The sequence below is a fragment of the Stagnihabitans sp. genome (genome assembly GCF_964946895.1).
The window spans coordinates 35,458-56,812 of sequence record NZ_CBBQHX010000006.1; the positions used below are offsets into that span (position 1 = coordinate 35,458).

Below are 21,355 nucleotides of genomic sequence, written 5' to 3' on the forward strand. Positions count from 1 at the left end.
CCTTCCCTCATTCCGGTGTCTTCCATCAGAAGGACGGCGGGCAAGAGAAGGTCTTCATCGCCGGCAGCGCAAAGGCGTTGATCACCGATCCGGTCTGCATCTCGAAAATCGCCAATCGGCCTCCGACGTTGAAGATGATCCGCCGCCGGTCCGGGGCGTTGGTCGAGCGCACCTCGGCCCCGTCCAGCAGGCGGAACCAGCCCCAGGGTCCATCCTTGCGCACACCGCTTTCCGCGCCGTTGACCGGCGGATCAAAGACGATCTGCGCCACCCCGACCGAGCCCGGCCAGGTGATCGCCGTGGGCAAGGGTTGGCCCGCGTTCTGGGCAAAGACCACGTTCTGCCCGTCGATGGTCAGCGTCACCTGCTTGGCATTGGGGTCCAGCGCCACCGGGGTGATCTGGAACGGCACCGATGGCGCGGTGCCGGTCGCAAAGAAGGCCTCCTTGATCTCGGTCGCGGCCTGCAACTGGGCCAGCACCGCCGGCGAGATGCCCACATCCGCGCCATTGACCTGCTTCCAGGTCCACGGCTTCTTGGAGGTGTCGATCATGTCCTTGAGGTTGGTGGTCATGAAGCTGTCGATCAACCCGCCCGGGCCAAACAGCTTGGTGAAATCCGCCATCCCCATATCCGCAGCCGCCCCCTTGGCGAAGGGATAGGACTTGGCCGTGGCCTGCTGGCAGAAGGGCAGCACATCCGCCGTCCACGTCTGGTTGAGCGAGGCACGCGTTCCCTCGGCCGTGATGCCGGCGCCGCCGGTGGTGATCTGGCTGGCCCAACGCGCCAAGGGCCCCTGCACCTGCGCTGCCGCGGCCTGCAAGGCCTGCAGCGACGCCGCCCCGGCATTGGGATCGGCAGAGGTGCCCCGGAAGGCGATCTTGTTCATGTCCTGATAGACCTGCGTCAGCGTGGCCATCAGATCATCCAGCGGCGAGGTCGCACCTTCAGGCCGCAAGACCAGCGTGTGCAGCCAGGCGAAGCGTTCCTCGACATAAGCGCCCGGCGGTTTGGGCGGCGGCTGCCCTGCCGCCTTGGCGGCACTTTGCAAGGCTTCCAGCAGCATCCGGGTCCGGACCGAGAAGGCGTCCTCCACCACATCCTTGCCCACCGTATCTTTCGACTGGGTTGCCAGAACCTTGGTGTCGATCGGCAGGGCGGTCGCGGTCAACTGGGTTTCCTTGTCGACCGCGTTCAGGATGTTGACGATGGGAGAAGTCGGGCCGGACAGGATATTGGTCACCTCCACCGCCTGCTTCAGGCTGGACAATGGCACCACGTCAATGTCGCCCAAAAGCCCATCATAGCGTGCGATATAGTCGTTGTAGTACAAATCCAGCACGTCACGGGTGATGGCGACCAAGGCCGTCGGCGACTGGTCGGTCTTGACCTTGGGCCCCAGAACCCAGCTGTCTTTCTGGATATTCTCTGCAACGCCAAGGGCTTGTGCCTTGAAGACCTTGTTGAAGCCGTCATAGGTGAAGATGCCCTCGATCCCATCCGACATCTTCTTGCCCGAGGTGCGCACGAAGGCCTTGTCCAGGTTCGGCCCGCCAATTTCCGACAGGCGGAAAGCCGGCAGCGCATCCGCCTCGGCCGAGTGGATGATGCCGTTGTAGACGCGCTGCGCGATGGGCAGTTGCGCCAGCACATCCTGCACCTGCGCCACCAGCGGGCCGTTCAGCGGAACCTCTTGCATCGGCTGGCTGATCAGTGCGTTGAGGTGGAACATCAGGTCATCGCGCAGGGCCTTGTTCTCGTCACCGGCATAGCTCAGTTGCCAGTCGGCGGCCTCGAAGGTGCGCACCTCGTCCGCGTTCATCGGGCCTTGCAGACCCAGCATCAGATAGACCTTCAGCGTGTCATACAGGATCTCTGGATTGTTGATGTTGCTTTGCATCGACTGTTCCAGCCGCAACAGCAAACGCGGCAAGAAGATCGTGTTGAGCGCCGCCCGGTAGCTCATCCCCGTCTGGTTGGCGAGGCTGGCGCCGGTGTAAAGCCCCCAAGTCAGCTTGTACTCGGGCGAGTAGGGGCTGGCCGAGGCCGGATCAATCGAGGGCGGGATCGGGTTGACCGGCATCGCCCGCAAGATATTCAGCGCAGGCACGGTGATAGAGACATCGGCGTCGGCAATCGGGTTGCCGGGCACCTGGGCGGCGGCGGCCTGATAATCAGTGACAGACTTTTCCGCCCCTGCCATCAGGTCCAGATTGCCCATGTAGCTGCGGCCCCAAAGCGCGCCCATCGTCAGCGCCACCACCGCCGTCAAGGCAATCGCCCCGCGTTTCATCCAGCGGTAGCGGCGTTCCACCTTGTCATCGGCCGAGACGAGCCCGGCTTCGGGAAACAGCACCTCGTTGAAAAGGCGCGTCAGGAAGAAGCTGCGCCCGGTGCCCCGGCCCGTGCCAAGGGCCTGGCGGCCAATGCCGAAGGTGCGCGCCATGCCCATCATCAGACGGTCGATGGGTGTGCCTTCCTGCGTGCCAGAGGTGAAATAGACCCCGCGCAGCATCTGGCGGTCATCATAGCGGTTTTCGGTGAACACTTCCGCCAGAAAGGCCTGCGCGACGCCGCGCACCGAGGCGACCTGTGCGGGGAAACCGGCAATCAGGCTGCGGCGCTGGTGGTCGGTTTCGGACTGCATCCGGTCGATCAGTTGCGCGTTCAACTGGGTGATCAGGGCCGAAAACTCAGGATCAAACGCCGCCATCGGCGCGGCCTCGGACTTGCCCTTGGGCAGGGGCAGCGTGAAGCCCCAGACCTGCTCGCGCTCTTCTTTGCCGAGGTTGTCGAAGTATTCGGTGAAGCCCGCGATCATGTCGGCCTTGGTGAAAAGGACATAGACCGGAAACCGCACGCCCAGCTTTTCGCGCAGTTCCGCCAAGCGGCGCTTGACGGCGCGGGCATGGGCCTTTTGCGTGGTTTCATCCTGCATCGACAAGTCAGACAGGCTGATGGCAATCATGGCGCCATTGATCGGCTGGCGCACCCTGTGCTTTTTCAACAGGTTGAGAAAGCCAAGCCAGGCGGCGTTGTCAGCTTCGGCGTCCGATTCCTGCGTGGTGTAGCGGCCTGCGGTGTCGATCAGCACCGCGCTGTCAGTGAACCACCAGTCGCAGTTGCGCGTGCCGCCGACGCCGCCAATGGCCTCTTTGCCAAACTCGTCCGCCAGGGGAAATTGCAGACCAGAGTTCACGATGGCCGTGGTTTTTCCCGCGCCCGGTGGCCCGATCATCACATACCAAGGCAGTTCATACAGGCTGCGCCTCCCGCCCTTGGACTTCTTCAGCTTGGCTATCGCCCGGCGCATCTTGTCGCGCAGCTCGGTGATTTCTTCGGAAACCACTTCGTTTTCGGGGGTCTTTTCGTCCACCCCTTTGACGATGTCCTCTTCCACCGCCTTCACATCATGCCGCCGCACCAGCCAGACGATCAGCAGGGTGATGGCGCAAATCACCCACAGCACCAGAATGAAGATCCAGCGGCCGAAGGGGTCATCGAAGGGCCGGAATGCGTCGGTGCCGATGTAGGGCGAGAAGTACCAGACGCAGACCGACAGGATCAGCGTCACCATCGGCAGAATGAACCAGATCGAAAGCAGGAAACGGCCAAGGGCCCGGAAAAATCTCATGATTATGCTCCCTCGCCCTTCACCACCAGAATTTCGATGCGGCGATTTTGGGCGCGGCCATCCTTGGTCGCATTGTCGGCAATCGGTTCTTTGTCGCCATGCCCCTCGGCAATGATGCGCGAGGGATCACCGACCACGGGCATGATGATCTTCATCACGGCATCGGCGCGGGCCTGCGACAGTTCCTCATTGCTCTTGAAGCGGCCCGCGCCGACCGGAGAGCTGTCGGAATGGCCAGCCACGACGATATGACCTTTTTCATCCTTCAGGGCCTGCGCCACGCGGTTGATGATCGGCAGGAAGCTGTCCTTCAGCTTGTCAGACCCGGAATCGAACATGCCGACGCCCGCCAGCCGGATTACAATCGTGTTGTCCTTGTTCAGAACCGTCACGACGCCATCCTTGATTTCCGGGGCGAGGAACGAGGAGATTTGCGCCACCTTGTCCACCTCTTGCTTGGGCGGCGGCGGCGGGGGGGGCGGTGGCGGCGCGCGGCGCAGCAGCGTCGGGGCAACACCGGTGTCGAGCGCCGAAATCTCGGCCAGAACCGCTCCGCTGCGCTGATCCAGAAGATAGCTGAACCCCGCGAAGGTCAGGGCCAGAAGCGCGGCGGTGGCACCAACGGCGATCCAGACCGGTTTCCAGACCGACAAAACCCTGTAGGGGCGGACAACCCCTTTCCAGCGCGGCGAGAGATCCCGCTCAAACTCTCCGCGCTGGCCGCGGATGATGCGGGCAAGGGAATTGCGGATTTGCAGATGGCGGTCCTGCCCGCCGTTTTCCACCCGCAACCGGCCCTCAAAGCCCAGCGACAGGCACATGTACAGGAATTCCAGCAGGTCGATGTTGGTGGCAGGCTCCTGCTCCAGCCGGGCCAGCAGGTCAAAGAACCGGTCGCCCCCCACTGTTTCGCGGTGGAAGGTGCCGACCATGGACTGCATCGCCCACGAGGATTGCTCACCCCAAGGCGTGTTCAGGACCACGTCATCCAGTGTGGCACACAAGGCATAGCGTGCAACCTTGACCTTTTGCGCATCCTCGCCCGCCTTCAGCGCGGCGTTTTCAAAGGCGCGCACCTCGGCCATCACGGATTGGCGCAGCTTTTCGGGGTCCATGTGTTGCGCGCGGTTGCGGATCCGGCTGACCAGCGAAAACAGCGGCGTGGCAATCGCCACCAGCTGGTTGACCCCGGTGATCGCAATCGCCGTGCCTTCGGGTCCGCCGCGCGGCCCCGCACCAGCAGGCACCCCCATGGCCCCACTCGGCTCTGCCGCCGGGGCCGGTGTTGCCGTGCCATAGGCTTGCGACCCATAGCCCTGCCCTGCCCCGCCAAAGCTCGGCTGCGGCGCAGGACCGGGTGCCACGGGCCGCTTGCCGCCCGGGTTGGGGCGGATCACCGTGCGCTCGTTGTCATCGGGCTCGGCAAAGGGATCGTTGTTCGACATCACATCCTCCCGAACGCTTTAGCCTTGGCGTATGGCCCAAAGTTCCATCGACAGACCGGGGTAATCGCCCGACACATGCACGGCAATTCCACCCGAGGTGGTCATCTTCGCCCAATAGGGGCTGGCTTCTTCCAGTTGGAAATAGACCACCCCGGCATGGTAGGGGATCTGGCGTGGCGCCACCGGCAGGGGGCGCAGACCAATCCCCGGCAGGGCCGAGTTGACCAGGGGCCTGATTTCTTCAACCGGGCCGATCTTGACCTGGCCCGCAAAATGCCGCCGCACCGTCTCGTCGGGGATGTCGGCCTTGACCGCCAACACGAAGCCCGCCGTCGTCAAAAGCTTGCGGTCGGCGATCAGACCGACCGAGATGCCGTATTTGCGCGGCTCCAGCGGGATCGAGACTGCCGTGGTTTCCAGCACCGAGGACAGGTATTGCCGCAGCACCCGGATCAGCGGGGCAAAGGTGCCTTTCAGGTCATCATGGCGATAGGCCGGAATCTCCGGCGCGCGCTTGTCGGTCGCCATGAAGGTCGCGAGTTCGCCGGCCAGCTTCACGCCTTCGGCAAAGAAATCGACCGGGTGGACGTTTTCGATGGTGCCCATGTGCTTGATCATCGGCAGGACGCGGTTGCAGACCATCAGCAAAAGGAAATCCTGAATCTCGGCCACACCCCGCGTTGCCCCGCCATCCGACAGGCGGCCAGCCAGCGCGGTGACGCGGTGGCTGAGCAACCCCTCCAGCTCCCGCAGGAACGAGGCCAAGGGGAAGGCCGCCCGCACATCCATGCAAGAGGGGATGAAGCCGGTGTCCAAGACCACCTCGCGGTCCGGCCGCACCTCGATGATGCGGGCGATAGGGATGGCCAGCTTGTCAGCCATGTCATCGACCGCCAGCGCAAACTGCAGGCGCATCTTTCCCACACCCAGGGTCACGGCCTTGCGGTCAAGGCTCATGGTGTCTGTCACCTCGACCTCGGCGGGCCGCAGGCGGCTGGCGGACAGTTCCGCCCCGGTCAGATCCACCTCCTGCGCGCCCTGCCGCCGTTGCGGCACGGTCAGCATCACCACGCAGTCCTTGATGTTGGGCGGCACCTCCAGCGCCGGAGGATGCTCGTCGGCCTGCGGCACCCGGAAGACCGCGCCGTCCTGCGTCAGCCCCGACACCGTCTTCAGCGCGATCTGCCCGACCTTCAGCGCCGCGTCGTCCAGTTCCAGCGTCGAAACCCCCCAGGCATAGGCCGACACCCGCCGCGCAAGGCCCGCGATCAGCGCCTCATGATACCGGTCGGCCTGCTGAAAGTGGTGCGGCTGCAGAAACAGCCCCTCCGTCCACAATACCTTGCTGTCCCAGGACAATGTCGTCTCCCTTGCTCCCTCGGCCTCAGCCTCGGGTCTTGGCTTCTTTCAAACGGGCAAGTTGCGCCCGGTAGGCTTGAGCGAATTCCTTGGCAAACAGCTCGTGGAAATCGTTCTCGGCCTGATCGCTGATTTCGGCATACATCGTCTCGTAGGTTTCCCAGTACTGCGCCTTGCGGTTTTTCAGGAAGCCGCCGAAGCCGCCCTTGGCTTCGATCCTGGTGGTCAGGGTCGCCGGGTTCAGCTTGGCCAGAACCCCTTTCAGCGCCGCTTCCATCCCGGTCATCATGGCGATCTCATGCGCCTTGATATCCTCCAGCGCCTGCGCGGCGGCGGCTTCGGCAGGCAGGTAACCGCGTGCGGTGGGTTTCACCATCGCCTCGATCGCCTGTTCGGGGGTGACCGAAAATTTCAACGGGTTGTTGCCGCCGACGTTGACCATGGTCTGCTCGATCCGGAACTCCGACTTGATCGAGGTGCGGGTCATCAGAATCTCGCGCAGGCCGGTGATCATCGCCTTCAGCGTCCGGCCCAGGCGGGCCATGGTGTCGGGCAATTCGGCGTCGGTGATGCGCACCTCCTCGGCCCCGACCGCAAGCAGAAAGGCGCGGGCGGCGTCGGCACCCGACACAGGGCCAACCAAAGGGGGTGGCGGGAGCGGTGACGCCTCGACCGGTTCCACCACCGCCGATTGCGCGGGAACGGCCGCACTGCGCGTCGGGCGGTTTGGGTCGGTCGAGAACGGGTCAAACGGGGGGGCAAGGGGTTCAGACGCTGCCATGGGCTTGGCCGCAGGCTCCGCGAAAGGATCGGCGTCTGGCAGGGTGGGCAGCGCAGGAGGTGGCGGCGTCACCTCGACCGGCGCGGCTTGCACCACAGGTGGCACCGGTGGCGGGGCAAGAAAATCATCTTCCGGGATCGCGGCGGATTTCGCCTCGGATCTTGGGGCAGCGACCGGGCCGCCGAAGATATCATCCTCGGGCAGGACAGGCGCCTTGGCCGAAGGCGCGTGGCTGTAAAGGTCAGCCCCCTGCGGCAAGGCCTGCGCGGCCGCAGGCCGGCCGGGCGGCGTGGGCGCCAGAAGATCATCCCAGTCATCCGGGATCAGCGAGGTGGAGACCTTGGCCTGTGCGGGCACAAAGCTGTCGGTGACAGACGCCGAATGGTTGCGCATCGCCGGCTGCGAAGGCATTTCAGGGGCAGGTCCCAGCAAGGGGCCATCGTCGCCCAAGGGGGGCAGCAGCTCGACAAACTCCTCTTGCTTGCGGAATTGCTTGGGCCCGGTGGGCTTGGCCGCCCCCAGCAGACTGTCCAGAAAATCCCCCCCGGGGGCTGCATCGTCCAGAAGCTTGTAGGGATCCGGCGCCGCCCGCGCATTGCCGAACGAGGCGCGGTCATCGGCCAAGGGCGCCAAAGGCTCGGCATAGCTGGCGGCAGAGGTGATCTGCACCACCAGTTCATAGCCGCCCATGATCAGCACATCGCCATCGTTGAGCGGTGTCGCCGTGCGGCCAAGGGCGATCTTGCCATAGTTCAGAAAGGTGCCATTGGTCGAAAAATCCACCACCACGACGCTGCCGTTGTGATTTTCCACCACGCAATGCGTCTTGGAGATCATGCGATCGGGATCGGGCAGGACCACGTCGTTCTCAGGCCCGCGCCCGATGGTCAGGCTGGGGCCGCGCATGACGATGGGATGGCCATCACCCGGCACCGCACCCGAAGACTGAAACCGCAACGTCACCGCCATCTTACCTCCTCATCCCCCGATCAGCACCGTTGGCAGGCCCAGCACCACGGCACCGCCATGCGCGGTCGGATCGCCCAGCCGCGCGGCAGGCATCCCGCCCACCAGGACCGAGGTCGACCCCATGGCGATGGCATCCGGCGGGCCGATGCAGACGCACATGCTGCCGATCTGCGCCTGCGGGATCATCCCGGTCAGCACCGTGAAACAGCCCAACGCAATGGGGCCGCCGACATGGGGCACCAGAACCGTGACCAGCGGGCAGACATGCATGTCACCGATGCGGGCGGCGGGCGGCATGATCAGGCTCCTTCCCTGGACAGATGCGGCTCGACCCGGCCCGACCCGCCGCGGGCAATGTCCAGCGCCCGCTCGATCATCACGCCAGCCGCCACCTCCAGCGACTTGCCGGACTTGGCAATCGCCACGATGATCATCGCGAAGGCCGACACTTCGGCGCCGCCGGGCGGGGCGGCATGCTGCGCCAGATCACCGGGACCAAGGGTTCCATCGTGAAACTGCACGGCCATCGCGCAATGCTTGGTTTCATCCTTCATGCTGGCATGTTGCAGCGCGTGATGCGCCGTGGCGCGGTTTTCTTCGGTCGGCTTGAAGACCCAAGCCTCCGAGGCGGCCAAAGGCGGCGGCACTTTGGCGCCACTGGGCAAAAGATCGCGCGCGGCCAAACAGGCCCACCAGACCCTTTCGCGCGCCGGCAAGGCAACCGAAAACAGCCGCAGGATGTCAACCAGCGCGCCCTTCTGGTCCAATTCGCGCAGCACCACTTCCACCGAGGCCGAGGCGGGGGCGGCCAACGCCGTTTCCAACTCGGCATTGGCATTGGCCAGAAGCCGCGCCGCCGGCTGCCGCGGGATTTTCACGAGGTCGGAGAAACGGTCGCTCATTTTATCCCCTCCCTCAATTGATCATCGTAAGTTTGCCGTTCACCATCAAGATGGCGTCGGCCTTGACCGTGGTCATCAGGGATTTAAGTTCGGCCATCAACTTGGCCTCGATTGAAACCATCATGGCGCCATTGATCGTGACACCCATCTGATCAATCTTGATCGAGCTTTGGCCAACCTTCAGTTCAATCGACTGCATCGCCTCCATCTGGATCATGCCAAGGGCGGCCTTGACGGTGATGTTGCCCATCTTGACCTGAGTGTCGTGATTGCCCATCGACACTTCCGTGGCCATGTTGCCCATGGCGACCTTCTCGGACAGGTTGCCCTGCTTGATCTCGGTCGAGGTGTCACCGGTGATCGTGGTGGCCGACTTGCCTTCGACGGTCGTGGTGTCGTCGGTCTTGACCTTGGTGATCCGGTTGCCTTTCTCGACGATCTGGGTGACGTCCCCCATTTTGACCGTCTCGGTGAAGTTGTTGTAGATCGTCTGGGTCAGGTTGCCGTCTTTCTTCTTCTCCATCCCGATGGTGATCTCGGCATTGTTCTTGACGATCTGCTTCAACTCGCCTTCGGACTGGAAGAAGATGTTCTCGCTTCCCTTGGTGTCATCCATCGTCAGTTCATGAAAGCCGCCGCCCCCCTTGGTGGAGTTGGTGCGCCAGCCCATCTTGTTCATCTGGTCCGGCAGGGGATAAGGCGGCTTGTTGACGCCATTATAGACCATGCCGGTGCAGATCGGCCGGTCGATGTTGCCACGTTCGAACTGGATGATCACTTCCATCCCGATGCGCGGAACCGCCATGAAGCCCCATTCCTTGCCCGTCCACGGCATGACCGTGCGCACCCAGCACGACGAGGTGTCATCGCCCTTGCCAAGGCGGTCCCAGTAGAACTGCACCTTGATGCGGCCGAATTCGTCGGTGTGGATCTCGTCCCCCGCGGGCCCTGTGACGATGGCGGTCAAGAGGCTGGGCACCTCGGGCCAATCGGTTTCCCGGTGGGGGCGGAAAGGAGTGGGCGCAGGCTGCACCTCGAACTCGGCGTCATAAAGCGCCATCAGTTCGGGGAACTCGATCCGCTCTGCCGCGCGGTTCAGGCGCTGCATCTCGGTGCCTTCGGGCTTGTCGTCAAAGCGCATGTAGTGGGTCGAGGACAGCACCAGATAGCGCCCCTCGAACTCGGGCCGGTCGGGGTATTTCAGGGTGAAAGTGACCCCAGTCCGCACCTTTTCGGTGTTGCACAACCCGCGCGAGCGGGCAAAGCCCGTGGCATGTGCCTCGGCCACATTGGCCGCGTGGAAATTCTCGCCCTTCTCTGCGGTCTTGTAATGCGCGCCCGACTGGTAGCGCTCGATGGAATTGTAGCTGTGACTGCCCACCTTGGTTGAAGCCTTGGTGGCCAGAAGGCTGGCATTGGGCAGCTTGAAATCATAATCCCAGATCGACACCTTGCCCGTCACCACCTTGCCCACTTCGGACCATTCGAAAATGGTGTCGGCATCGGCGCGAACCTTTTCAAGGATGTTAGCTTGGGTGAAGGGAATTTCCCCCTCGTCCTCATGGGCGCTGCCGTCATTGGCAAGGATCAGCTTTTCGGTCGGGCCGGAGTAGTCGAAATAATAATAGATCCCCTCTTCCTCCATCAGGCGGCTGAGAAAGGCAAAGTTGGTCTCGTTGTATTGCACGCAATATTCGCGCTGATCGGGGGTGCCTTTGACTTTGCTTTCAAAGGCGGTGATGCCCATCTTGTCGAAGACCTTGCCGATCACCTCCAGCGCCGTCATGTTCTGGAAGACCCGATTGTCCTCGGCCAGCGTCGACAGCCAAAGCCAAGGCCGCAGTTCGATGGCATAGACGTCGATGCCATTGCGCAGGCCGACATCCTCGACCGAGATCACCAGACCCGAGCATTTGAAGCCCTGCAGCGTCTTGAGGTTGATCCTTTTGCCAAGGATCGACTTGGGGTCAAAGTCGGTGACGGTTGCCACCACCTCCAGCCGGGTTTCGGTGTTGGTCGACAGCTTTTCGCGCACCCTTGCGCCAAGGCACAACAGGTCGTTGCCGCCCTCGCCCGTCAACTGGATGAAGGGGTCGGATATGACGATTTCATTAAGAATGACAGGCATTGTCGTTCAACCTCCGCTCGGACCGGCGTGCCCCTGCCCCTCGACAAAATGGCGTCGAACTCTTGCCACGGTAATACACCGATATTGGCCGCGACGTATGTCTTTTGTCGAAATCGGCCAAATTCCACCCCGTCGTGACGCGATCTGGTTGCTTGCCGGCGCGCATGATCAAAGGCTTGCCAGAAGGGCGGCCAGATCGGCGTCCATCTCATCGGCGGCCTCGGCCGGGGCTGCTTCGTCCGGCGTTTCGCTGGAGCCGAAATCGTCGCCAAAGCTGGCCAACAGGGCGTCAAGATCGGCATCGGTGCTGTCGGCCGCGGGGGGTTCGGTCTCCTCAGAGGCCGCGGCCAAGGGTCCTCGTTCAGCCACGGCCTTGGGTTTGGGCGGCGGCACGTCGGACCAGAAGCCCAGGATCGTCTCACCGCTCAGCGCCTGAAACGAGCCCAGCCGCACCTCGTCGCGCCCCTTGACCGAGATCACCGGCATATAGCCGCGCGCAAGGGTGGCTTGCGTCTTGGCTTGGCTCAGGTTGCGCTCGGTGCAGGGCAAGGCCACCTGATCGCCGTGGCGGTCCTTGACGAAATGGTAGGGCATGCCGCCCAGCGACATGACCGACCCCAACCCCATCGAGGGTCCGTTCTTGCGGAAACTGCGCGCCAGCAGGATGGCAACAAGGGCGACCGGATTGGCCCACAGCATGCCTGAAAGACCTTCGCTTTCGGTGAACTCCTCGAAATCAAATTCATAGATCGGGTCAGATTTCGCGCCGTAGGGACTGCGCAGCAGGAAACGCGGCGAAACAAGGCCGACATACCCCGCCTCGGGCATCGCCCGCAGCGCGTCCCAAGCTTCGGCCACCAAGAGATGGCGATCCTTGAGGTCGGTGTCCAGAAAACTGGGCGTGATGGCGGCGAAGAAGGCGGTGCGGACATGGGCCGCCACCTGCGCGATGCGGCCCACCAGTTCGGCATGGGTCGGGGTTTCCTCGAACGTATACAGCCCGCAGACAGCCGAAAACGGCCCGCGCCCGTCCGGCGTGCCTTCGGTCAACAGCTGACAAAAGCCCGACTCCGCCAGATCTTCCTGCGCCGCAAGATCCGCCGCCAGTTCTTCAGCTGAGATATCGTAAACCACCAGATCAAGCTTCTGATCGGTTTCCACATTGCGGGTGATCAAGTCCAGCATGCGCCACTGCGCTTCAACCGACTGGAACTCCGGATGGTGCAACACCAGCCGCATGGCACCCGCCAAACCCTGTTCGGCCGCCTCTTTCAAGGCCGCCGCGTTGGGATCGGGCAACGCCTGCACATAGGGCCCCACGATGCGCTGCAACAGATCATCGGCCGAGGACGCCTCGGCCTTGCGCGCCGCCGTGCCCCCGACCAGCTTGGCGAAATCGGTCAGCTTGCGATCGGACGGCACCGCATTGCCCGCCGATTTCCGTGCCGGAGGGGCAACCTTGCGGCCAAACTCTTCCCCCCAGGCCTTCAGATCGTTCGCCGCACCTTTGGCAGTGGCACCGGTGGCCAGCCGCCGTTTCAGCGCCACCAGTTCAGCAAACATCTCGACATTGCCGAACAGCTCATCCGGGTGCAGATCGTCGACCGACGCCAGCGACACCTCGATCCCCGCGCCATCCTTGCCGATCGGCAGGACCAGTTCGGTGGCAAAGCCCTTGATCACTTTGTCCAACGTGTCGACATCCAGCTTGATCGGCCGACGCGCTGCCAGATCCGCGCCAATCTCCACCTCGCCGCGCGCCGCCCGGCCGGAAAAGTCACCCATGATGGCCATGCGAAAACGCGCCGGTTTGGCGGCATCCAAGGGGGATGCGCCCATTGCGCCGAAGTTCAGAGAAAAAGATGTGCCAGCCATGTTCACTCCTTGCCGTGTCGAGGGTGAGCGGTCGCCCGCCCACCCGATGCAACCTTCAGATGAAGACTTCGAGCATGTCCTTGACCTCGCTCAGCGCGTCGGAGAGCTCCTTGCCCTCCGACAGAATGGTCGAGATATCGAGCGCCCTGATCTTTTGCAGGGCGGTGCGGTCATCAATCGTCAGACCGTTGCCCTTCAAAAGCTCGTTCACATCGTCAAGGTGCTTTTCGCGCTCGTCCAGCTTCTTGGCCATTTCCGACACGCCGCGCTTGGCCGCCATGGCCTTGGCCCCGATCTTGACGCCATCCTTCAGGCTCGCCGCGGCCTTCATGCCCTTGACCAGCTTGTCAGCTGCAACGGACAGATCGTCCACCTTCTTGCGCGTCTTGGTCACATGCTCACGATAGGCTTTGCGGGCGGTGTCCACGTCGTTCAACTGCGATTTGATGCCCTTGACGGTGAAATCCATCACCTCAAGGAAAACCTGCTTGGCGTTGCGGCCATTCAGCACCTCTTCTCCCGCCGTCTGCACGCGGGTCAGAATCTCTTTCATCGCATCAACAGGCTTTGACAAGGACAGGCCCGACGTGTCGAGTTTCTGGCGCTGCGCCGCCTGCTGGATCACTGTGCCACGCAGGTCCAGGAAGGCCTGAATGGCACTTTCCAACTCTTTGCGCAGCTTCACCTCGCCCTTGTTGTATTCGTAGATTTCCTTGCCGATCGTGTAGCAGGACTTGGCGATGGCATAATAGGCATGCAGGTCACCGCCCGAGGATGCGACCAGCGTGCCGATGTTGCCCACAATGCGCACCACGCCGACACCGATCTTGAAGCCCAGCTTGAACTGCGCCTCTTTCAGGTTCTTGTCGCCCTGCTTTTCCTTGGCAAGACGGTCTTCCACTGCCTTCTTGGCCGCACCCTCGGCCGAGGCCAGGGCATTCTTGATCGAGACGTTGACGCCTTGGGCCAAGGCCTCGGCATCCTTCACCAAGGTAGGATCACCGCTGTCGACCAGATCAGAGATCTTCTTCTCAAGCCGCTCCACCTCCGAGGCGATGGTGGTCTCATAGACGTCCAGCGCATCACGGGCCGCTTTTTCCAGCCGGTCCATCGCCGCCGAAGGCACCTCGTCGGCCGTGAAGATCCCCGTCGTTGTGACGTCGATTTCGATATCGACGCGGGTCGGATCAATGGTCAGGTATTTCGTCTTCGGTTTGTAGCGCACCAGATCGACGATGTAGAATTTGCGTGTCGTTGTCTTCTTCTTCGCCATGTTGAAAATTGTCCCCGTTGTCTGTCCCGTCTCAATCAAAACTGTAGGTGAAGGCGCCGTCCTTCACGTCAATCGCCACGCGATTCACCGCTCCGCCCGCAATCATCCGGCGCAGGAACTCGCCCGAGATGTCGGGCAGCATGGTGTTGGTCACGATGGCGTCGATCATCCGGCCGCCGGACTCCACTTCAGCACAGCGGCTGACGATCTGGTCCACCACCGCATCGGTGTAGTCGAAGGGCACGCCGTGTGCTGCCATGACGCGCTTCTTGATGCGGTTCAACTGCAGGCGGGTGATCTTGCCGATCATCTCGGGTGACAGCGGATAATAGGGGATCACCACCAGACGGCCCAGCAGCGCGGGCGGGAAGATCTTCAGCAACGGCTCGCGCAGTTCCTTGGCGATGGCTTCGGGTTCCGGCATCAGGTCCGGATCGGCGCAGAGGTCCATGATCTTTTCGGTGCCCGCGTTGGTGGTCAGCAGGATCATGCAGTTGCGAAAGTCGATCGAGCGGCCCTCGCCATCCTCCATCACGCCCTTGTCGAAGACCTGGAAGAAGATTTCATGCACGTCGGGGTGGGCTTTTTCAACCTCGTCCAGCAAGACGACCGAGTAAGGCTTGCGCCGCACCGCCTCGGTCAAGACGCCGCCCTCCCCGTAGCCCACATAGCCCGGAGGGGCGCCTTTCAGCGAGCTTACGGTATGCGCCTCTTGATATTCGCTCATGTTGATGGTGATGACGTTCTGCTCGCCGCCATACATCACCTCGGCCAGCGCCAAGGCCGTTTCCGTCTTCCCGACACCCGAGGTGCCCGCCAGCATGAACACGCCAATCGGCTTTGATGGGTTATCCAACCCCGCACGAGAGGTCTGGATGCGCTTGGCGATCATCTTCATCGCATGATCCTGCCCGATGACCCGCTTTCCAAGGTGCTCGGCCAGGTCGATCACGGTTTGCAGTTCATCCTTCAGCATCCGTCCCACCGGAATGCCCGTCCAGTCGCCGACCACAGTGCCCACGGCCAAGGCATCGACAATCGGCAGGATCAGCGGGTGTTCGCCTTGCAGCGCTGTCAGTTCCGCATTCTTCGCCCGCAGTTGCGTGGTCAACTCCGCCCGCTGCTCGTCCGTCAGCGGTGAGTTCCCCTCCGGCGCCGCAGCCTCCGACCCGGTCGCAGCCGCTGGTTTAGTGTCGACCGGTGCCCCGCCCTCACGCAGCTTGGCGCGCAGGTCAAGGATCGCCTCCACGATCACCTTTTCCGCGTCCCAGCGGGCGGTCAGCCCCTCCAACCGCTTTTCTTCTTCGGCCTTGATGCCCGTGATGGCTGCGCGGCGTTCGGTGACATCATAGCCTGCGGTTTCATCGCGTGAGATGATGCCAAGTTCGGTGTCCAAGGCCTCGATCCGGCGGCGGCTGTCGTCCACTTCCGCCGGCACCGCGTGTTGCGACACGGCCACGCGGGCACAGGCGGTGTCCAGCACGGACACGGATTTATCCGGCAACTGGCGGGCCGGGATATAGCGGGCTGACAGGTTCACCGCCGCCGCAATCGCCTCGTCCAGCACCTGCACGCGGTGGTGTTTTTCCAGCATCGAGGCGATCCCGCGCATCATCAGGATGGCTTTGGTGGGCGATGGTTCTTCCACCACGACCGTCTGGAAACGCCGGGTCAGGGCCGGGTCTTTCTCGATATGCTTCTTGTACTCGGCCCAGGTCGTGGCCCCAATGGTCCGCAAGGTGCCACGCGCCAAAGCCGGTTTCAGCAGGTTCGCCGCATCGCCCGTGCCAGCCGCGCCCCCTGCCCCGACCAAGGTATGCGTCTCGTCAATGAACATGATGATCGGCGTGGTCGAAGCCTGAACCTCCTCAATCACCGACTTCAGGCGGTTCTCGAATTCCCCCTTCATCGAGGCGCCGGCTTGCAACAGCCCCACATCCAGCGCCAGAATCCGCGCATCCTTCAACGCCGGGGGCACGTCGCCCCGTGCAATCCGCAGCGCAAAGCCTTCCACGACCGCCGTTTTACCGACGCCAGCCTCGCCCGTCAGGATCGGGTTGTTCTGCCGACGCCGCATCAGAATATCGACAACCTGGCGAATTTCCTCATCCCGCCCGACGATCGGGTCCATCTTCCCATCCCGCGCCTGCTGCGTCAGGTCGGTGGTGAATTTCTTCAGCGCCTCCTCTTTGCCCATCGCGGCAGGCGCCATCGCCCCGGAGTCCTCGCCGGGCGCACCCGAGCCCACATGCGACCCATCCGTCGCGCCCTGCCCCTCTTCCGGGCTGCCGTTCACGGCGGCGGCGAAATTCTCGGCCAGATCATCCGGCTTGATCTTCTTGAACTCGGGCGAGATCGCGAACAGGATATTGCGCAGGGCAGGCGTCTTGACGATGCCAAGGATCAGATACCCCGTTCGCACCTGGCTCGCCGAAAACAGCAAAGACCCCCAGACCCAGCCACGTTCCGTGGCATCCTCCAGATGTTCCGACAGGTCCTGAATGGACGAGGCACCACGCGGCAAGGCGTCCAACGCGCGCTGCATATCGGCCACCAACTTGGCCGGGTCCAGCTTGTAGTATTCGGCCAGGCGGTGCAGGTCGCTGTTTGGGTTCTGCAGGATTTGATGCAGCCAATGCACCAGTTCGACATAAGGGTTGCCCCGCAGCTTGCAGAAGACGGTGGCCCCTTCCACGGCCTGATAGGCCAGACGGTTCAACTTGCCGAACAGGGCGACGCGGCTGATTTCGCTCATTTGTGGGCTCCAGTCTTGAGGGGGGCAAGGGGGCGCTGACGGCGCAGCGCGTGGGGCGGCGACAGATACAGATCATTGGCATCGCGCCCCGAGGCGCGGCGGATGCCGACCCAGGTCGTCTGGCCAAGGGCGGCATTGGCCCCGCCAAGCGCCATCCGGGGCACTTCGGCGGCACGCAGGATCACGTTCACATCCCAGTCCAGCGCATCGCCGACAAAGTTGCGCACAATGGCCTCCAGCCGCTCCAAAGCGCCTTGTCCGGGCAGGAAGCGGCGGTATTCGGCAAGGCTCAACGGACCCACCAGAATGCGGAACTTCGCCGCCCGCGACCAGACGCGGGTGCCGATCGAAGTGCCTTGCCCCAGACCCGCGGGCTTGCCCAACTGCCAACGGTCATCAGGTTCAAGGTCAAGCCAGCTTCCCACAAATTGCTGCAGATGCACCTCGGCATCAAAGAAGCTTTGCAACAGCGACACCAACCCCTCGGCCGTCTTGGTGCCCGATGCCAGATGGCCCGCGAAATAACGCTTGGCCATGTCGGGCATCAGGTCGCGCCGGGCCAAACCCTTGCCGTAATAGCCCGAGATCGCCGCCACCTTGCGTTCAAACGGGTCCTGTTCGGGGCGATCGAAGCTGGGCGCGGGCTGGCCCGCCGCCCAGGCCCGGTAAAACAGGCTCATCAGACGGTGGGTGAAGGTATTGGCGAAGGCGATGAAGGTGGTATCCCGGAAATTGCGCCGCCGTTCGCGGGCGTATTCGGTCAGGTGCAGGGGCAAGGGACCCATCGGACCGAACAGGCCAAAGGCGCGATTGGTCAGCACGCCGCGCCCGCCCTCCACCTTGAAATCGGCGATGGTCGAGGTGGGAAAGGCCAGTTCCGCTTCCTGCCCCAAGCGCACCGGGTCCTGCGACGCCCGGCGCGAGGTGCCCAGACGCGGCATGTCACCATGCTGCGCCTCGATCACCCGAAGCGCTTGAAACAGATGGTATTTCGTCGGATCGGCCTGAAGCTGCGCGTAATGCGTCAGATCATCCGGCCCAAGCCCGCTTCCGGTCGCCACCTTGTGATCTCTCCGCGTTGTTGGGTTGTAAGCACCGTCTCGGTAAACGAGTTGATCGTCACATATTTGCGGAAGAACCGCTCCAGCACGGAAGCCAGCACATAGACGCCAGAGCCGTCGAAAAAGCTTTCGTCAAAGTCGATCTTGATCTCCAACCCTCTGACGGCGGTAGACAAAACCTCATCCGTCATGCGCCGCACGATGGGCCGTGTTGCCACGCCACGCATGCCCTCCATCTGCTTGGCAATCACCCGGTCCCCCGAGGGGGCGTAAAGCCCGACCAATTCGCGCAAGGCCTCGGCGCCGCTTTGGCTGCCCTCACGGTCGGTGATCGACAGGTAATTCAGCGACAAATGGCTGATCAGCCGCCACGCGGTTTCGCCCTGCGCAATGGTCGGGCGCGGGCGGGTGGGTGAGACGATGCAGGTCACCGACAGGACCGGGCCGCCATCCGGCAGGTGAAACGCGTCGCGGCCTGCGGTGGACAGCAGCAGCGGCAGATCGCGGTTGGTGCACAGGCCCGTGACCGAAAGCTGTGTCAGATCCGCAGCATAGGGGGCCTGTTTGCTGTCCACCAGGCTCAGATAAACCTCTGACCCAAGGTAAGAGGTCCGCACCCCGCGCAGCCGTTCCTTTTCGTTGCGCTGCCGCATCCGGCGGTGGATCGTGTAATAGGCCGGATGGCTTTCCCCCGCCGAGGTGATGTCAGAGGCCGAATAGAACGGCCGGAACTCGGTCTCTTCATTGGTCTTCGACGAATTGCCGGTCACGCGTGAGATCGAGAAGATCTCGTAATCGAGGGGCGCGGTGCGGTTCGGCGTCACATATTGCTCGGTGTCAGAGGTGGTCAGGTGGATGCGGTCAAAGGCGCGCTCGAACAGGTTGATGGCGGGCACGGCGTTGATCACGAAGGCTTCCTTGCGCACACAGGCGCCGTTGTCCGGCAAAGCCTCGGCCAACAGAAGGTACAGGTCGACATCCGCCCCCTCGGCCCGGGCCAAGGCCGGGCGCATGCCAGACAGTTCCACAAAGTGGAACCGTTCCGGCATGGCGAAATATTCCTGCAGCAGGCGGTAGCCGTCAAAGGACCGACGCGGGGTCGGCAACAGGGCCTCCTCTCGCGCAAACCCTTTGGGCAGGCTTTTGGCCCCCGGCAAGGCTTGCGTCCAATCGGCCCGGCGGTCGGTGGACCGTCCCACCATGCCGGTGACACGGGTGCAAAGCGCCTCGTGCAGGGTCCAGGGCTCGGCGGCTTGTCCGGTCAGATGCAGGGTCAGCGCGTTCATCGGCAAGGCGCTGATCTTGCCGCCGTCCTTCCTGCGCAATCGCAGTCGAATGCCGGCGCGGGCTGGCGTGTCGCGGCTGACACCGGCGGCGACCAGACCGCCACGGCTGTCGATATACTCAACCTCCGCCACCTCCACCGGCCACAGGGTCACATCGGCGGCGGTGCGGAAGATGCAGGCCGTCTGTTCGCCGTCAATCTGACGTGAGCGCAACCTTGCGCCGCGTTTCAGAAGGTAGCCTTCCTTGACCCCGGCATTGCCCAGATCCGGCTCCAGCCCGACGATCATCATCGAGGGCGTCGGGGCCAGAAAATGGGGATAGACGATTTCCAGCAGGTTCGAGGTGAAGGCGGGAAACTGCATCTCCAGCGCCAGTTGCACGCGGGCCGACAGGAAGGCCGTGCCCTCCAGCAGGCGCTCGACATAGGGGTCCAGCACCTCCATGCCTTCCATCCCCAACCGCGCCGCAATCTTGGGATAGGCCGAGGCGAATTCCGCCCCCATGTCGCGCAGGAAGGCCAGTTCGCTTTCGTAATGCGCCAGAAGCCGGGTATCCATCAGGCGGTCCTTTCCAGCGAAACTTCACCGGTCGTCACATCGACCGAAGTGCGCAGGTACAACTGGATCGGAATAGGCTCGGCCCACATGTCGGCCCGGATGTCGAAGTTGATCACCGTCTGACGGGAGACATTGTCTGTGCGGATCTCGACATGGGCCGAGCCCTTGCGGATGCGCGACTCGTAGTTTTCAATCGCCGCGGCGATGGATTTGCGGATCAGCTGCACCCGCTCTTTCGAGGAAAAGTCCCCCGCCACCTCGCGCACGCCGTAGTTGATCACCGATTTCGCGGCCAGCGGATAGCGGGCGGCATCCAGCCAGGTCTCGCCGTTGTTGGTGTTCAAAAGCCACGACAGATCGCGCTGCACAATGTCGCGCAGGCGGCGGATGTCGATCACCCGCGCATCGCGGCTTTCGGTGCCAATGGTAGGATCATCATCGGTCAGCCGATCCAGAAGCGAGGGTTGCAGCCGCTCGGACATCATCTTGTCCGCCATGACGCACCTATGCCGCCGCGCCGGACGGGAGAGTGTCGAACCGGATCAGCCGCGCATCCAGCAGCGCCACATCCCCCTGATCGGTCGACAAAAGCCTTTGGCCAAGTCCGGTGAAAGTCTCGGCCCCGGCGTCGGTCCAGCGGGTAGCGCGGGACAGCTTTTCCGCCGGATCGCCCGTCTGGCCCGAATAGGGATAACGCGTCGGAATGAAGGCCACGACCTGCCCCTCGTTCGCCAAGGTCAGGTTCGCCGCCGTCCAGACCGCGTCGCGCAGGTCGGTCGGCGGATCGAAGGTGATCTGGCGGATCTGGTTGAACGGCAGCCAGAAATACCGGCCGTTCACAATCGCCTCCAGCACCGGGCCAAGACGCATGTCGGCATCGGCGATCCAGGCAAAGCGCTGGCCATCCAGCTCGCCCGAGGTCGCAGGGGCTGCGTCAAACGCCTTGGCGCGCAGTTCTGCGGCGGCTTCCGGCTGGCCGCTGGCCAGAAGCTTCTGCGCCTCCATCAGCAGGGCCAGCCATTCCTGCGGCTCGCCAAACACCAAAGGGGCCTTGGTGCCCGCGAAGACTTTTTCCCGGTACACCTCGCAGATGATTGCCTCGCGGTAGGCCTGCGCCATCTGCAGGGCGGCAGGCGACACCTCGCCACAGACCTTCAACTGGCGGATCGCGCGATCCCATTGGCCCAGCACACACAGAAGCTGAAACAGGAAGATCCGCAACTTGGCATCGCCGGGCTTGGCCTTGACCAAAGCCGACAGCGCTTCCAGGGCACCCGCCGGATTGCCGGCTTTCAAATGGTCTTCGGGCGTCATCATGCAAGCGCTCCA

14 protein-coding genes are annotated in these 21,355 nt (G+C 63.1%); all 14 read right to left on the minus strand.

All coding sequences use genetic code 11. From position 1 onward, the window contains the following. Positions 1–25 precede the first annotated feature (25 nt). Positions 26–3,634 carry a type VI secretion system membrane subunit TssM gene (gene tssM, locus AC1Y2B_RS05600; protein WP_482252078.1) on the minus strand — a complete coding sequence of 1,203 codons (3,609 nt, stop codon included), beginning with the start codon at positions 3,632–3,634 and terminating at the stop codon, positions 26–28. A 2-nt stretch (positions 3,635–3,636) separates the two neighbouring features. Next, entirely contained in the window at positions 3,637–5,079 is a 1,443-nt protein-coding gene (icmH, locus tag AC1Y2B_RS05605; protein WP_482252079.1) for a type IVB secretion system protein IcmH/DotU, read from the minus strand. Positions 5,080–5,097: 18 nt separating this feature from the next. Then, positions 5,098–6,438 (minus strand): type VI secretion system baseplate subunit TssK, encoded by a 1,341-nt coding sequence (gene tssK / locus AC1Y2B_RS05610; RefSeq protein WP_482252080.1) that lies wholly within the window; start codon positions 6,436–6,438, stop codon positions 5,098–5,100. A gap of 25 nt (positions 6,439–6,463) precedes the next feature. Beyond that, a complete protein-coding gene (tagH, locus tag AC1Y2B_RS05615) occupies positions 6,464–8,188 on the minus strand; it encodes a type VI secretion system-associated FHA domain protein TagH (RefSeq protein WP_482252081.1) in 1,725 nt (574 codons plus the stop codon). A gap of 9 nt (positions 8,189–8,197) precedes the next feature. Continuing rightward, positions 8,198–8,485 carry a PAAR domain-containing protein gene (locus tag AC1Y2B_RS05620; RefSeq protein WP_482252082.1) on the minus strand — a complete coding sequence of 96 codons (288 nt, stop codon included), beginning with the start codon at positions 8,483–8,485 and terminating at the stop codon, positions 8,198–8,200. A gap of 2 nt (positions 8,486–8,487) precedes the next feature. Next, positions 8,488–9,090, minus strand: coding sequence for a DUF6931 family protein (locus tag AC1Y2B_RS05625; protein ID WP_482252083.1), 603 nt, complete (start codon positions 9,088–9,090; stop codon positions 8,488–8,490). Between the two features lie 13 nt (positions 9,091–9,103). Continuing rightward, entirely contained in the window at positions 9,104–11,218 is a 2,115-nt protein-coding gene (locus AC1Y2B_RS05630; protein WP_482252084.1) for a type VI secretion system Vgr family protein, read from the minus strand. A gap of 168 nt (positions 11,219–11,386) precedes the next feature. Continuing rightward, positions 11,387–13,093 (minus strand): type VI secretion system contractile sheath domain-containing protein, encoded by a 1,707-nt coding sequence (locus AC1Y2B_RS05635; protein WP_482252085.1) that lies wholly within the window; start codon positions 13,091–13,093, stop codon positions 11,387–11,389. 55 nt (positions 13,094–13,148) lie between these two features. Then, the gene (locus AC1Y2B_RS05640) at positions 13,149–14,366 is read right to left on the minus strand and encodes a hypothetical protein (RefSeq protein WP_482252086.1); all 1,218 of its coding nucleotides are present in this window, start codon (positions 14,364–14,366) and stop codon (positions 13,149–13,151) included. 31 nt (positions 14,367–14,397) lie between these two features. After that, on the minus strand, positions 14,398–17,121 hold the full coding sequence (tssH, locus tag AC1Y2B_RS05645) for a type VI secretion system ATPase TssH (RefSeq protein WP_482252087.1): 2,724 nt from the start codon (positions 17,119–17,121) through the stop codon (positions 14,398–14,400). Then, positions 17,118–18,182 carry a type VI secretion system baseplate subunit TssG gene (gene tssG, locus AC1Y2B_RS05650; protein WP_482252088.1) on the minus strand — a complete coding sequence of 355 codons (1,065 nt, stop codon included), beginning with the start codon at positions 18,180–18,182 and terminating at the stop codon, positions 17,118–17,120. Before tssG ends, tssH begins: the two co-directional genes overlap by 4 nt. Beyond that, on the minus strand, positions 18,146–20,026 hold the full coding sequence (gene tssF / locus AC1Y2B_RS05655) for a type VI secretion system baseplate subunit TssF (RefSeq protein ID WP_482252089.1): 1,881 nt from the start codon (positions 20,024–20,026) through the stop codon (positions 18,146–18,148). Before tssF ends, tssG begins: the two co-directional genes overlap by 37 nt. Beyond that, on the minus strand, positions 20,026–20,523 hold the full coding sequence (tssE, locus tag AC1Y2B_RS05660; protein ID WP_482252090.1) for a type VI secretion system baseplate subunit TssE: 498 nt from the start codon (positions 20,521–20,523) through the stop codon (positions 20,026–20,028). The genes tssF and tssE overlap by 1 nt, the downstream gene beginning before the upstream one ends. Before the next feature lie 7 nt (positions 20,524–20,530). Next, positions 20,531–21,340 carry a type VI secretion system accessory protein TagJ gene (locus AC1Y2B_RS05665; RefSeq protein ID WP_482252182.1) on the minus strand — a complete coding sequence of 270 codons (810 nt, stop codon included), beginning with the start codon at positions 21,338–21,340 and terminating at the stop codon, positions 20,531–20,533. Between the last annotated feature and the right edge of the window lie 15 nt (positions 21,341–21,355).

What these genes read in the sequence shown, in the direction of transcription:
- AC1Y2B_RS05665 (WP_482252182.1), bottom strand. Translation starts at nt 21,340, where the DNA reads ATGACGCCCGAAGACCATTTGAAAGCCGGCAATCCGGCGGGTGCCCTG.
- tagH (WP_482252081.1), bottom strand. Translation starts at nt 8,188, where the DNA reads ATGGCGGTGACGTTGCGGTTTCAGTCTTCGGGTGCGGTGCCGGGTGAT.
- AC1Y2B_RS05625 (WP_482252083.1), bottom strand. Translation starts at nt 9,090, where the DNA reads ATGAGCGACCGTTTCTCCGACCTCGTGAAAATCCCGCGGCAGCCGGCG.
- icmH (WP_482252079.1), bottom strand. Translation starts at nt 5,079, where the DNA reads ATGTCGAACAACGATCCCTTTGCCGAGCCCGATGACAACGAGCGCACG.
- AC1Y2B_RS05640 (WP_482252086.1), bottom strand. Translation starts at nt 14,366, where the DNA reads ATGGCGAAGAAGAAGACAACGACACGCAAATTCTACATCGTCGATCTG.
- AC1Y2B_RS05620 (WP_482252082.1), bottom strand. Translation starts at nt 8,485, where the DNA reads ATGCCGCCCGCCGCCCGCATCGGTGACATGCATGTCTGCCCGCTGGTC.
- tssM (WP_482252078.1), bottom strand. Translation starts at nt 3,634, where the DNA reads ATGAGATTTTTCCGGGCCCTTGGCCGTTTCCTGCTTTCGATCTGGTTC.
- tssF (WP_482252089.1), bottom strand. Translation starts at nt 20,026, where the DNA reads ATGGATACCCGGCTTCTGGCGCATTACGAAAGCGAACTGGCCTTCCTG.
- tssH (WP_482252087.1), bottom strand. Translation starts at nt 17,121, where the DNA reads ATGAGCGAAATCAGCCGCGTCGCCCTGTTCGGCAAGTTGAACCGTCTG.
- tssE (WP_482252090.1), bottom strand. Translation starts at nt 20,523, where the DNA reads ATGGCGGACAAGATGATGTCCGAGCGGCTGCAACCCTCGCTTCTGGAT.
- AC1Y2B_RS05635 (WP_482252085.1), bottom strand. Translation starts at nt 13,093, where the DNA reads ATGGCTGGCACATCTTTTTCTCTGAACTTCGGCGCAATGGGCGCATCC.
- AC1Y2B_RS05630 (WP_482252084.1), bottom strand. Translation starts at nt 11,218, where the DNA reads ATGCCTGTCATTCTTAATGAAATCGTCATATCCGACCCCTTCATCCAG.